Source organism: Methylacidiphilum kamchatkense Kam1 (assembly GCF_007475525.1).
Classification (GTDB): Bacteria; Verrucomicrobiota; Verrucomicrobiia; order Methylacidiphilales; family Methylacidiphilaceae; genus Methylacidiphilum; species Methylacidiphilum kamchatkense.
The window spans coordinates 241805-254775 of sequence record NZ_CP037899.1; the positions used below are offsets into that span (position 1 = coordinate 241805).

General features: G+C 43.7%; 13 protein-coding genes. 7 read left to right on the forward strand and 6 right to left on the reverse strand.

Features of this window, described 5'->3' with window-relative positions; all coding sequences use genetic code 11:
* Positions 1-26 precede the first annotated feature (26 nt).
* The 3 genes from kam1_RS01140 to kam1_RS10105 all read right to left on the reverse strand — a co-directional run bounded on the left by kam1_RS01140 (position 27) and on the right by kam1_RS10105 (position 1688).
* Entirely contained in the window at positions 27-287 is a 261-nt protein-coding gene (locus kam1_RS01140) for a hypothetical protein (protein WP_161792046.1), read from the reverse strand.
* A 92-nt stretch (positions 288-379) separates the two neighbouring features.
* Positions 380-694, reverse strand: coding sequence for a hypothetical protein (locus tag kam1_RS01145; protein ID WP_039722242.1), 315 nt, complete (start codon positions 692-694; stop codon positions 380-382).
* Between the two features lie 817 nt (positions 695-1511).
* Positions 1512-1688: a hypothetical protein gene (locus kam1_RS10105; RefSeq protein ID WP_161792045.1), complete on the reverse strand. Its 177-nt coding sequence runs from the start codon at positions 1686-1688 to the stop codon at positions 1512-1514.
* A 472-nt stretch (positions 1689-2160) separates the two neighbouring features.
* On the opposite strand from kam1_RS10105, the gene kam1_RS01150 reads away from it, so the two are divergent.
* On the forward strand, positions 2161-2835 hold the full coding sequence (locus kam1_RS01150) for an SOS response-associated peptidase (RefSeq protein ID WP_143958177.1): 675 nt from the start codon (positions 2161-2163) through the stop codon (positions 2833-2835).
* A gap of 847 nt (positions 2836-3682) precedes the next feature.
* Positions 3683-4714, forward strand: coding sequence for a sulfotransferase family protein (locus kam1_RS01155; RefSeq protein ID WP_143958178.1), 1032 nt, complete (start codon positions 3683-3685; stop codon positions 4712-4714).
* 36 nt (positions 4715-4750) lie between these two features.
* Here the strand turns inward: kam1_RS01155 and kam1_RS01160 are convergent, their stop codons facing one another.
* The 3 genes from kam1_RS01160 to kam1_RS01170 all read right to left on the reverse strand — a co-directional run bounded on the left by kam1_RS01160 (position 4751) and on the right by kam1_RS01170 (position 6788).
* Positions 4751-5146 (reverse strand): hypothetical protein, encoded by a 396-nt coding sequence (locus kam1_RS01160; protein WP_039722322.1) that lies wholly within the window; start codon positions 5144-5146, stop codon positions 4751-4753.
* A gap of 15 nt (positions 5147-5161) precedes the next feature.
* Complete coding sequence (locus tag kam1_RS01165) at positions 5162-5995, reverse strand: peptidylprolyl isomerase (protein ID WP_039722321.1); 834 nt, start codon at positions 5993-5995, stop codon at positions 5162-5164.
* A gap of 61 nt (positions 5996-6056) precedes the next feature.
* Positions 6057-6788, reverse strand: coding sequence for a tetratricopeptide repeat protein (locus tag kam1_RS01170; RefSeq protein WP_039722320.1), 732 nt, complete (start codon positions 6786-6788; stop codon positions 6057-6059).
* A 125-nt stretch (positions 6789-6913) separates the two neighbouring features.
* On the opposite strand from kam1_RS01170, the gene kam1_RS01175 reads away from it, so the two are divergent.
* The 5 genes from kam1_RS01175 (at position 6914) to kam1_RS01195 (ending at position 12968) form a co-directional block, all read left to right on the forward strand.
* Positions 6914-8515, forward strand: a complete 1602-nt coding sequence (locus kam1_RS01175) for a ShlB/FhaC/HecB family protein (RefSeq protein WP_143958179.1) — start codon at positions 6914-6916, stop codon at positions 8513-8515.
* 20 nt (positions 8516-8535) lie between these two features.
* Complete coding sequence (locus kam1_RS01180) at positions 8536-8745, forward strand: hypothetical protein (RefSeq protein WP_143958180.1); 210 nt, start codon at positions 8536-8538, stop codon at positions 8743-8745.
* Positions 8746-8920: 175 nt separating this feature from the next.
* Positions 8921-10111, forward strand: a complete 1191-nt coding sequence (locus tag kam1_RS01185) for a filamentous hemagglutinin N-terminal domain-containing protein (protein WP_143958181.1) — start codon at positions 8921-8923, stop codon at positions 10109-10111.
* Positions 10060-11064 (forward strand): hypothetical protein, encoded by a 1005-nt coding sequence (locus tag kam1_RS01190; protein ID WP_143958182.1) that lies wholly within the window; start codon positions 10060-10062, stop codon positions 11062-11064. The genes kam1_RS01185 and kam1_RS01190 overlap by 52 nt, the downstream gene beginning before the upstream one ends.
* Before the next feature lie 494 nt (positions 11065-11558).
* Positions 11559-12968, forward strand: a complete 1410-nt coding sequence (locus tag kam1_RS01195) for a beta strand repeat-containing protein (RefSeq protein ID WP_143958183.1) — start codon at positions 11559-11561, stop codon at positions 12966-12968.
* Positions 12969-12971 lie beyond the last annotated feature (3 nt).

A 12971-nucleotide genomic window follows, 5' to 3' on the forward strand; every position in this document is an offset into this window, starting at 1 on the left:
CATTGATATATCCGTCTCATAAACCATTACCTTGACAGTGCTGCGACCGTATACACAAATGCTGACCGAATGTAACGAGGACAAGCCTTGGACCCTCTGTCTTTTAATCTTGGGTTGTTGCTAGGATATTTTCGACTCACCCCTACAGGCAGCGTCGACATAATCCGGTTCAGAATCCTTGCCCTTTCCACAGCCCGTTCTACGTCATCATTGTGGGCCCTGTAAGAAATTTCTACTGCTGCGGTGATTTTCTCGTTAGTATCTTTTATGATTCCTTCCACGAGCACATCCGTCAGTTCAAGCTTTTCCCGTTCTGAACCAGAAAGCCTGGGATCGTCCGTTGGTTCCAGTATTAAACTTGCCCCTTTAAAAAAGGATCCTATCCTAAATACATGGTTAAGTGGTGCTTCACTTTCTCCTCGAATGTGTTTCTTTTCAGTACCTCCACGTCATCTTTAAGTACTTTAACATCAGCCTTAAGAATTTCGATATATCTGTTTCTACTTTCTGGAACCGCTTTTCTGTTGCTTCCATGAAATCGTGGAGTGTCTTTTCGGTCCTTCCCCTGGGCGATAAACAGTTTTTTAGCTGCTCTTCCATATCCCAAAATTTCGTCGTAAAAAGCATTGCATAGGATACCAGAAAACCTAAAAGCTCCTCTGCAAGAAGTTCCTTGCGGATCTCTTCCTTCCATTGGGGATGCTACCAGAGAAGTCTTAAAAGTTTTGGCAGATCTTCCACCTCCATGCTCTTAACCGTTCCTTTAGATTTAATAATATAGAATCTTTCCAATCCTAAGTCGAAGCGAAAAACTTCCTGTGTTTAAGAAGCTCTTCTGCCTGCTCTGCAGGTTCTCGCTACTGAAATAGATCAATTTGAAAAAAAGCCTTCATGCACTCGATGAGCTCTTCTGCTTGTTCTGGCAGTTCTGGATACTGGGTCCTATCAACGTTAAGCTTGATGGAAGGAACGAATTCTTCGATCTTAAAGAAAGCTCTGGGTACCTCCCTGGTCAATCTCCCAAGGGTCTACGGCAAGATTCGAAAAAAGTGGAGAAGCAAACAATTCTCCGGGCATAAATTCCCCGGTTTTCTGCAGCTTTCTGGAAACAAGCCTGTGCATCATTACCTCCAACGATTGGATGTTCTCTTTCTCACCAATAATCCATACTTCCTTGACTCCCGTCGTCTCGTACCCCTTCAGGTTAATGTCTATTTTTCTTATATTCTTATCCTAAACCAGCTCACTGTATATCAGCGCCCATTTCATCCCGTCCTTGTTCTTCCACAGTTTTTTCTCCTCTCCTCTTGCTTCTTTTCTTAGATTGGCATTCGATAGGATATCCACCTCTAGATCGAAAGCTTTAACAGCATCATAGTGGTTTTTTTCTACCGATCGGTTTTATGATGCGTGCAAGCCTCACACCTTGCTGATGTAGCTCACAGCTGGTCTAGAGGATCTGTATCCAGGAACAAATATTTCTCTTTCCTCGCATACCCCATTCACCTTACTCAGTTTGCACCATGGTGGGATAATATCCTAAAAAGTTGACTCCGTTTATAATTTTGAAATTCATCAGAGAGTGGTGCCTTTTTTAATTCTCCGTATTCATTAAGCAGGGCTGGAAAGTCTTCGGGAAGCGCAAGGTACGGTTCTACTGTTATCGGTTCGCCGTCGGCTCGTGCCATCCTTCCCTCTACGATGACGCATTCAGGAAAATCTTCTTACAACTCACCGCCGACCGCTACTATCCGCACCAGGCAGAGGCAGTTGAGCACGAAAAGCCCGAGGTCCTCATCAACCGCCTGCTGGAGCTGGAGGAGGAAATCGCCAAGGATTTTTGATGCTTCTTACCATCCCGACAACGCCCGAAGGCCTCAAAGGTGCTGTTTGTTTTAGCCCAGAAAATACGGAGGGATTCGTATGGTTGCGGCGTGGGTCGTGGGTTTGAATCCCACAAGCGGCTCTCCTTCAAATTGAGTGCATTCCATGCCTTTCTTTTTTTATGGTTTTTTTAGCTTTTTTATTTGATCATCAAACAAATCAAAAGGCAAAAATTCGCTCAGAAAAAAACTGAATTGGGAAACGAATGGCTCTATATTTTTTTGGTACCAGTAAGAAAAAAAATAGAAAACAAATCAATAAAATAGGTTGTCTAGAATGTGCGGCCGCTTTTCCCTCAAAGCTTCTCCAAGAGTAATCCAGTCTATTTTTAAGGTAGAAGAGGTTCCCGATTTTCTTCCTCGCTACAATATCGCTCCTCCTGGCCCTATTCTAGTAATAAGACAGGGAGTAGAGAAAAGAGAAGCCCTTTTTATGCGCTGGGGACTCATCCCTCATTGGGCTAAAGAAGCAAAGACCGATTGGCGTACCATTAATGCAAGAGCTGAAACGGTGCAGTCCAAACCAACTTTCAGAGACAGTTTCCGCAGAAGAAGATGCTTGATCCCTGCAGATGGGTTTTATGAATGGCAAAAAGATGAGAAGAATAGAAAAATTCCGTGGTACATTACCCTGCCTTCTGTTGAAGTCTTTGGGTTTGCCGGGCTGTGGGACCGGTGGGAAAAGGATGGTAAGCTAATCGAATCTACTACGATTATCGTTACCGAAGCTTGTCCAGAATTGAAGAAAATACATGAGCGGATGCCCGTGATTATTGATTCTCTCCATTATGACCGGTGGCTTGGAATTGAAGAGGGTAGCAAACTGCAAGAGTATCTTGATCTACTCAAGCCGTGGAATGGCAAAATCGCTTTCTGGAGAGTAAGCGTAGCAGTCAATCGAGCTGATGCAGAAGGAGAAGAATTGATCAAAGAAATCCCTACACCTCCATAAACAAAGCGGTGCCCCTCTCATACAAGGGAGTAAAAAAATTGACCATTAATCAATCCTACAAAGGACCTGATGGAATGCTTTATTGTCTGTTCCTCAACAATCAAAAACACCTAGCCTAATGGGCTTAGGTCCCCAAACAGGCTAACGGAGGGGAAGGTTCCATTAGTCGGACCGCAGTCCATTACTCCAGATAGCCTGGAGAAAAATGAAACTACATTAATGCATGGGCAGAAGCGCCAAGACTAACATTGGCATCGCTAAGTTACTAAATCTTCCTTCCTCTTTCTGTAGCAGAGGTTGATTGGATGCCGACTCAAGCTTTCAGCCTCGCTCATCGCCGGATTACTTACTTGGTCTAGTACAGGCATCAGGAAATAGAGCAAGCTTCCTTAGCCATGCAGGCCTGAGTCATGTCGTTTTCAGGGGGTCAAAGAATTGTATGGTAAAATAGAGCGTTCACCGATAATCTTTTTTGTGGTTTTTAGCTTAGAGGTGAATGATCGTAGCTTTTTTCTAATATGTTGATGAAGTCCTTTTGGAGTTGCCTTTTTTTTCTTGATCTATCTAGCAAGGTATAGAAGAATTAAAAAATGCTTTACAATCTATCTTACGATGATCTATGGAGGAAGGGTTATAAGCTCCGCTATCCATGGAAAAAGTTTGGCAATCCTGGGCTAAGACTAAACCATCTTTTTTCTATAGCCTTCTCTTCATAAGTAAAAACCAAGATAGATTGGTTTTACTCAAGCCTTCTGTTATAGCGTCAGCCTCTCCTATAAACACTATCCTCAATAACCAAAGATCCTAAGAAATAAAACATTCTCCTCAATAATCATATATCCTAGAAATGCCAAATTTAGTAATAGTCATTGGGATGCATCGTTCAGGCAGCAGTGCATTGATGCGGGCTTTGAGTTATTTAGGGGTGGAATTAGGCGAAGAGCTGCTGGAGGCCAGGCCGGATAATCCGAGGGGTTTTTGGGAAGACAAGGAACTCCTAGCGATCAACGAGTTATTGCTTCAGGCCAGTGGGCTGCGTTGGGACAGCTGTCAGCATCCCAAGGTGGATGTATTCAGGCCGGAGGTGAGGCGGCTTTGGGAGAGGGCGATAGAGAGTTTCAGAGGGAAGTTGAGCTGTGGGGATAGTTTTGGGATGAAAGACCCGAGGATGATTCGGCTGTTGGAATTTTGGCATAGTGTTTTTCAGGAGCTTGGAGTCAGTCCTAGTTACGTACTGTCTCTGCGGGATCCGTTATCGGTAGCGGAATCGTTGTTTAGGCGGAATGGGTTTTCGCAGGCAAAATCGTTTTGTTTGTGGCTCTCCCATTATCTTTTGCCATGGGGATGGTATGCACCGTTTTTGAAAGTTGTGGTGAGTTATGACCAGTTGATGAGTCAACCAGGGGTGGAATTAGAACGGGTGGCTGGAAGGCTGGGTTTAAGGGTAGAGCCTGGGGTTGTGGAGAGGATAAAGGAAGAGTTTTTGGATCCGGCTCTGAGGCATGCGTGTTATTCGGAGGAGCGGCTAAGGGATCAGCTGAGTGGGTTTAATTTTTTGTATACGGTATGGGAAGCATTTGAGGATTTGGCGTATGGAGGGCAGGAAGAAGAAGCCAAGGCAAAGATTGAGAAGCTTTCTAGAGGGAGTTTTTCCTTGAATGAGCTCTTTGGTTTTGTGGACCAATACGAAAAGCTCGTAGAGCATCTTTACAATGTCCTTTACTCTGTTCCCAGTGAAAAGCACAGTCAAAGCACGATGGATGATGAATTGCCGAAGTGTGTTTTTAAGCAACTTACTAAGTTTTACCCAAAGCTAAGCCTATTGATTCTAAAAAATAAGGTATCTAAGTTAAAATCTAGAAACACAAAAAGAGACTAAATAGCGTAGCTGACAGCTTCCTTTTTTTCTATGGCTTCATTCTTCAAGATACCGGATCGCTATGGCATGAAAAGCGGGAACGATTCTTGTGGGCACCGTGTCGTACATCCCTCCGGTATTGTTCATCACAAAAGGATAGCCAATAGTTGTGGAATTGTCTTCCACTATTAGCGCTTCGGCGCCTAATTCCCTAGCCTTCATGACTAAAGCACTAATCAGTTGGGTCTTTGGCGTGCCTTCTGCACTGCGGGTATCAAGCTCGGCTATCTTAACGTATTTCCGCTTTGGTGGATGATACATTACTTCCACATACCGGGTGGGGGAATAGGTGGCTTGAGTCAATTTCTTGACTCGGATGGCTTCTTGATGCGCACAGCTTAAGACGAAGAAAAAACAGAAGAACCAAATCAGTAAGTAAAAAGGAGTTTTCACACGTTTTCTTTTAGCCTATTGTGAAGTGGTGGAAACAGAAATGGGGAAAATCTGAACGTTGCCTGCAGCAACAAGTTCCTGGACATACCGCTTGAGGTCTTCCTGTTGGATCTGTTGGATGAGCTGAGGCTTGACCTCCTCGAAAGAGGGCACTCGGAAAGGTCGAATGGCTAAGAGCTGGATGACTTCCCAGCCTAAAGAAGAAAGAATCGGTCCACCGACTTCTCCAGGCTTCAGCTTTTCGACTAAAGACAAAGCCGAAAGCACAAGCGTTAAGCTATTCTGCCAACCCAGTTCCCCGCCCCTGTCGGCCGTTTGTTTTTCAAGAGATTCGCAAGCGACCAAAGAAAAGTTTTCTCCTTTCCGCAACCGTTCCATTATTTCAAAAGCTTTCCTGCGAGTCGGCAACACAATATGCCTGATTTTATATTCGACTTTGGGCAGCGTTTTTAGGAGTTGGAGGTAACGCTCTTTGAGTTCACTTTCGGTGGGAGTCCTTGAATGGACCTTTTTTTGGACTACCAGTTCGGTCAGTACTTTGCGGTTTAGCTCATCTTGGGCTTTTTGGACTTCGTAGGTTTTTTCAAGTTCAAGCCTGCGGGCTTCTTGATAAAGCAATTCCTGCTGGACAATCGTTGCCAGGGCATTCTGGATTGCCTGGCTGTCCGGATTTAGGATCCCTACCTTTTTGAGTTCATTAAGAACATAAGATTTTCTGATTTCCACTCCATTGACTATCGCCAAAAGTTGGTCGTCTGTGGCAGAAGAGAGGGCTTGATTAAAGCTGCGACATACCCCCAGGCTAAGGAAAAGAAAAGAAATACAAGTCCAGAATTTTATGCTTTTCATTAGAGTAAACCATTATAAGGATACAAACAGGATATTTTCAAGAGAAAAGGATAATTTTCTTTTATGGTTTTTTTTGGTTAACTGAAGCTTTTGCTGTAATCCTTGAAAGGTTTTGTTGGAGGATTGTATTCGTAGGGTTTAAAAGATAGGCTTTGCTAAAGGCCGTATGAGCGGCCTCTTTTTTGCCCAGTTTTTCATAGCAAAGTCCAAGATTATGCCAGGCTTCGATAAGACCATGATCTAAGGATGCGGCTTTCTGCAAGGGATACAAAGCTTCGTTAAACCTTCCTAGATTCATATAAGCAACGCCCAGATGCAGCCAACCCTGTGCTGTGGGCTTAAGCAGAAGCGCTTCTTTAAAAGCTTCTAGAGCTTCCTTATGCTTAGAAAGGTGTTCTTCTTCTAGACCCAGAGCCATCCAGTTTTCTGGATCCGTAGGATCGACGGCTACCGCTTTTTTGTAAGCTAATAAGGCTTTTCTACGGTTTCTCTGGAGGGTGTAGCATTGGCCGAAGAGCCGGTAGATTTGCCCGTTTTTAGAATCGAGGCTTTGAGCTTTTCGTAATAGAGGGAAAACGTCTTTGTATTTTTTTTCTTCTATTAAAAGCTTAGATCTGTTAATCAGAAGTTTCGAAAGATCCTCTTTGGAGGAAGAAGGAGAAGAAAGAGCGGCCGCTTTGCTTTGGGAAGCCTTGGTTACTTGAGAGGTCTTTGGGTTTTGGCTTAGAGCTAAAGAAGAAAAGAGAAATAAAGGGAGAAAAAAAGACAAAGGAAGAACGGTGATTGGTTTCATAGACTAATAGGAGTATAGTATTTTTTTTCTATAACCAAAAATTTTAAAACAACCTGGCGTTGAGGAGCGCTTTTATTGTTGTATAAACTAGTAGCTTTGTTTTATTCTTTCTTTCCCATTTTTTTATGAAAGGTAAAGCGGTTTTTTTTCTTTTTGTCTTATGCTTGCATTGGCTCTGCCTTAGCGCGATTGCCCAGAAAGAGTCTTCTTCAGAAAACACCACTTCCTCCACTACGGAATTCCCCCCGTTGCCTTCTAACCAAGAACAAGAACCTTCCTCTAGGACTTATTCTCAAGAGGTTCAGTCAGCAGAAGCTGCTCCTTTTAGCCTTCCAAAAGAGAATGTAAGCGTCAAGCCTTTAAAATCCCAACAGCAGAAAAGCCGGCCGATCGTCGTCCTTTCTAATGGCTACACCTACATTGTAACAGGCAATACGGTGCTTTCTAAACATTCGATTCAAAAAGCGCTTCGATTAGCTACTGGCCCAGAGGATGCGGTGAACAAGTTGAAACTGCTCTACCAACAAAAAGGCTATTTTCTAGTGACTGTGCGCAGCGTGGCTATTGATAAAGAAATTGAACTGGAAGTCATTGAAGGAATGATCACAACCATCCATGCTCCTAAGCCGTTGGACCTGTTTTATTATGGCCTTAAAAACCGGCGAAGTGTCCAGACTAGCGATGTGATTCGGGATAACATCAATGCGGAGAAGTATGCGAACCGCCAACAGGAACAGCCTAAAGTGAATTTTGAACCGGGTAAGGATTTTGCTACCAGCGAAATGTTTGTTGAAGAGCAGCCGGTGCAAACTTTTAGCCCTAACGTTCTTGACGAAGCAAAGCCGTGGGATACCTCCGTGATGTTCGGAAATTATGGGACGAGGTTTGTTTCTAGATACCTGACTGATCTTTACGTTGGGTATCGGCCGGGCTATGGGCTTCAGATTACTGGGGATCTATCCTATGGATTGACTGGGTTTGATGCCTACAGTAATGGAGGACTTTATTATGCGGGCACCTTTGGTCTTTCCTGGGCTTCTCCGTTGGGGCTTTATGGAGTGACTTATCGGCAGATGCATTTTCAGGAAGGGCCCAATTCGCTTGGACTATTCAATATCCCAGGAATGACTCCAGAACTGGCAACACTCCTTGCTTCAGGGAGTACTGGGGATCTGCGTTATTGGCAGGTTTATGGGCAGCAGATCGCTTATGCTAGTGAATCGATCCGTTGGACGTTTGATGAGTATCTTTCTTTGACTAATTTCCAGGATTATTTTATTTTCCAACACCTTTATGCTCAAGACTACAATGAATTTCAGATCGGCAGTTCGTTCAGCCAGAATTTTAACGCCTTTGGTAGGCCTGCTCGGTGGGATGCGGGTATCCATTACGTTCATGCCTTTTCGCATGGAGGGTTTCAGGTGTTGAATCAAACGGTTACTACTCCAGGGGCGCCTTTCCCCTATTTTACCTATTTTAAGGCGAACTTGGATTACGTTCAAACTTTGCCCAAGGGGATGAGTTTTATGGTTTCGGGCTATGGGCAGCTTTCCGAGAATACCCTACCGATTATGGACATGTGGATCTTGGGGGGATGGGCAATCTTTCGGCTTGGTATCCTGCAGTACTTTTTGGAGATACGGGATTTATCGGTCGGACCGTGCTTTATTCACCGACCTGGAAAGTCTGGGGCTTTACGATTAATGCTTCGGGCTATTCGGAGATAGGGGGGAGCCGGTTTAGTTATGTGGCGCCGGGACCGGAGGGAGCGACCATGCCGGCATGGCAGTATTTGGGGGATGTGGGGGTAGGACTGGACGTCGTGCATCGGTATGGGACGACGATTAGTGCGTATGCGGCTTTTCCAATAATGTCTATTAATGTGCCGGTGGATCAACGCAATTATGCTACCGGAGGAAGAGCTGCGATTCTTTTTGTGTTAAGGCAAAATTTTTGATTTTTTTTTGTTGACGGTTTGAAAAGGAAAAGAGAACATGGGCAAAAAAAAACAAAGGGGAGGGGAAGAAAAAGTAAATATTTTTTTATTTTTTTGGTTGACAGAGAGAAAAGAAAGTTAGAAAACATGACAACGAGTCTAGAAAAACAAAATAAGTTAAAGGAGGAAAACTACAGTGAATAGAAAGTTCTTAAGGAAACTCTACAAGGCGATTTTGATTTTAGCTGCAGGCCTATGGTTAAGCCTGGGGCAGAAGGGTTGGGCGATCATTCCAACGATTCCATCAACTGCATTGCCGGGAAATGGGAGTGTTGTGGCTGGCTCAGTGACAAGTTATACAGGTGGTACTTTAACAGTTAGTGGGAATACGGCTATCTTATGGGGAAATGGTACTTTAAATAATCTACCACAAGGTGGAAGTGTGCCTGGTTTTAATATTGGTTCTAGTGCCACTTTAACTATAACTGCTAGCTCATTTTCTCCGGTTTTAAATGTGGATGTTACTGGGAATCCTTCCCAAATCCTGGGGACATTAACTGCTTCTGCTAACACCCCGGTCTTTGTGGCTAATGGCAGTGGGATTATTGTTGGTTCGAGTGCAACCATAAATGCAGTAGGAGGTATTGGGCTTTTGGGGTATGATCTTTCTAGTACAGCTTCAACTTTTGCTGGGACGGTGAGTGTGGGGTCAACAACGACGGGTTCTTTTGTTAATATTCAGTCTGGGGCATCTATTAGTTCGGGGGCTTCCATTCTTGTAGCAGCGCCTCAGGTGAATGTTGGGATTGCGCATCCTGGGTCTATAAGTTATGTTAACAATTTTTTTGTGCTTTCAGGATATTCCTTTACTTCTTTTGATGGAACTGCATTATTAGGGCAAAGTCCGATTGCTGAAAGCAGTGGGTCGATTACGATTAGTGGACCGAGCAGTGGTACTTTTAGTTTTGTAATTGGGGATTTCGTTGAGTCTTCCGGGAGTATCACGACAAGTGGGAATCTCATACTTCCTGGTGGAAAAAATACACAATGGGGGACAGGGAATGGTATTAATCTCGCATCGGGAGTGTTAACCAATAATGGGACTCTTGAGTTTACAGGTTCTTCTCTAACTGGTGGAGTGGTTACAGGGTCGCTGGTGAATAATGGGACTATTTTGGCCAATGGAGCTGATTTGTATATTTCTGTTGGTGGGAGCATTACCAATAATTCAGGGGCGACTATAACAGGTATAACTAGTACTGGTAACTTTAATGTGACCTTAAACGCAGGAGTGCATGGATCTCCGGGCAATGGGATAGGAGGGGGATTAACAACATGGGAACAATCAGCGGGTTTGATAGTGTTGCACTCAGTGCTTCCAATGTGAATAATTTAGGGCCATATCCTTTGGGGAGTATTTCGAATACTGGAACGATTAGCATTACAGATCCTTCTTCATCGACTGTAGCGACATCTGCATTGGATATCACGAGTAGTACTGGTTCGGTGTTTTTAAATGGGGTTGTTAGCATGGCCGATCCTAACGGAGTGACAAACGCATCCTTTACTACAAACACCCTTGGTAATTTCGGCATGAATATGAATGCTAACGTGACGGCAGCTACTGTTGATTTTGATGTGCATAATCTGTCGGGTTCTGGGGTATTGACGGCCAGTACAGTTGATTTGACAGCCACAGGTAATGTGCGGAATGTGGTTAGTCCAACTAATCCGCTTCTTAACGGCTTTACCATTGCTAATGGGCCGTTTGGTTCTACTGCGATTACGATCAATGCCGATGGGAATGCTCCGCAGATTATTAATCTGCATGTGAATGGGAATGCGGTGATTAATTCAGGAGATACCGGTACGTTTGTTAATTCAGTAACTAGTCCTACTACAGGTTTAATGAATCCGGTGCCTAATGCTAGGGGGAATCTGCTTGTCAATGCTACTGGCAATCTGACGGTAAATGGGAGTGCTAGTATTCTTATCGGCGATTATGCCTTAAGTACGGATATTTTGGGGTTGTCTAAAGCGTTTGTCTTTCCCGGAGGGGTAGCGTTAAAGGCTGGAGGAGTCATGACGGTGAATGCTTCGATTGACAATGGGTATACGGCGGTTGCTGGGACAAACTTCCAGGGGGTATTTTTATCAGCACCATCGATATTCGTAAATGGGCCATTTGTGACAAGTGGCAATACGATTGTGCATGCTAGTGGGCCAATCAGCGCAGCAGTGTATGTGGCATCACCGGTTTCGCCATTTTTCCCAAGTGTTTACACGGCGGTGTTAAGTTCGACAAACGGACCGGTGGTAAGCGCGTTTCCATGGCAATAATAAGATAAGGGATAGGAACGTAGGAGCTTAAAAAGAGAAAAAGGGAAGCTTATGAATAAGCTTCCCTTTTTTGTTTGAATATAAAGGGGACTGAAATAAAGGAAGGTTGCGAAAAAAATATGAATAACGGGTTAAGTATTCGCTAATATACTAGAAGTGCGAACGAGAAAGACGAGAACCAACAATGAGATTACGTTCTTTTAGGAAATTGCAGCGTATTGAGTCGACAACACTTGTTATAGTTTTGCCTTTTCAGTATATGTTTAATTCATTATTAGGTTATAAGACAATTTAACAGATTTTATGATAACTAGAAGAATAGGACATGATCTAAGAAATAGGACATGATCTAAGAACTATGACAATGACCGGGATAGAGGTATGAGTAAGAGTATCAAAGATATATATTTATTTTTTTGATGGATAGAAAAGAAGAATAGATAACTCTACTAGAGTCCTTATAAAAGTGAAATAATCAAAGGAGGAAAACTACAGTGAATAGAAAGTTCTTAAGGAAACTCTACAAGGCGATTTTGATTTTAGCTGCAGGCCTATGGTTAAGCCTGGGGCAAAAGGGTTGGGCGATAATTCCAACGATTCCATCAACTGCATTGCCGGGAAATGGGAATGTTGTGGCTGGCTCAGTGACAAGTTATACAGGTGGTACTTTAACAGTTAGTGGGAATACGGCTATCTTATGGGGAAATGGTACTTTAAATAATCTACCACAAGGTGGAAGTGTGCCTGGTTTTAATATTGGTTCTGGTGCCACTTTAACTATAACTGCTAGCTCAATTTCTCCGGTTTTAAATGTGGATGTTACTGGGAATCCTTCCCAAATCCTGGGGACATTAAATGCTTCTTTAAACACCCTGGTCTTTGTGGCTAATGGCAGTGGGATTATTGTCGGTTCACATGCATCGATAACTGCCCCAGCAGGTATAGGGCTTTTGGGGTATGGTCTTTCTGGTCAAGCTTCAAGTTTTACTGGAACGGTGAGTGTGGGGTCAACAACGACGGGTTCTTTTGTCACTATCCAGTCTGGGGCAACTATAAATACTTCGGCTTTGTCTGGGGCTTCTATTCTGGTAGCAGCGCCTCAGGTGAATATTGGGATTGCTACTAGTGGATCTATAACTCCAAATGTATTTGGAGTTTTCGATGTGCTTTCAGGCTATCAATTTACTGGATATACCCCATTTACAGGGCTTTTTGCTACGGGTCCCTCACCGATTGCTGGCAGCGCTGGGTCGATTACGATTAGTGGGCCCAGTAGTGGTGCTGCGTTTGGCTTTACAAGTGGGGATTTTGTTTTTTCCTCTGGTAGTATTACAACAAACGGCAATCTCATACTTCCTGGTGGAACAAATACACAATGGGGGACAGGGAATGGTATTAATCTCGCATCGGGAGTGTTAACCAATAATGGGACTCTTGAGTTTACAGCTTCTTCTCTAACTGGTGGAGCGGATACAGGGTCGCTGGTGAATAATGGGACTATTTTGGCCCCTGGAGGTAATTTGTATATTTCAGTTGGTGGGAGCATTACCAATAATCCAGGGGCGACTATAACAGATATAACTAGTACTGGTAACTTTAATGTGACCTTAAACGCAGGAGTGCTTGGACTTCCGGGCAATGGGATAGGAGGGGGGATTAACAACATGGGGACGATTAGTGGGTTTAACAATGTTATACTGCTTGCTTCTAATGTGAATAATTTAGGGCCATATCCTTTGGGGAGTATTTCGAATACTGGAACGATTAATATTACCGATGCTCATGGAGTGAGTGCAGGATCACTTTTGGATATCGCAAGTAGGACTGGTTCCGTATATTTAAATGGGGTTGTAAATATAGCTGATCCTAAGGGGTGGCATCCGCTGAGTTTGCTACAAGGCTGAGTG

Coding starts and splice junctions, on each gene's coding strand:
- kam1_RS01145 (WP_039722242.1), bottom strand. CDS start 694: ATGGAAGGAAGAGATCCGCAAGGAACTTCTTGCAGAGGAGCTTTTAGG.
- kam1_RS10105 (WP_161792045.1), bottom strand. CDS start 1,688: ATGGCACGAGCCGACGGCGAACCGATAACAGTAGAACCGTACCTTGCG.
- kam1_RS01150 (WP_143958177.1), top strand. CDS start 2,161: ATGTGCGGCCGCTTTTCCCTCAAAGCTTCTCCAAGAGTAATCCAGTCT.
- kam1_RS01155 (WP_143958178.1), top strand. CDS start 3,683: ATGCCAAATTTAGTAATAGTCATTGGGATGCATCGTTCAGGCAGCAGT.
- kam1_RS01165 (WP_039722321.1), bottom strand. CDS start 5,995: ATGAAAAGCATAAAATTCTGGACTTGTATTTCTTTTCTTTTCCTTAGC.
- kam1_RS01170 (WP_039722320.1), bottom strand. CDS start 6,788: ATGAAACCAATCACCGTTCTTCCTTTGTCTTTTTTTCTCCCTTTATTT.
- kam1_RS01175 (WP_143958179.1), top strand. CDS start 6,914: ATGAAAGGTAAAGCGGTTTTTTTTCTTTTTGTCTTATGCTTGCATTGG.
- kam1_RS01190 (WP_143958182.1), top strand. CDS start 10,060: ATGGGAACAATCAGCGGGTTTGATAGTGTTGCACTCAGTGCTTCCAAT.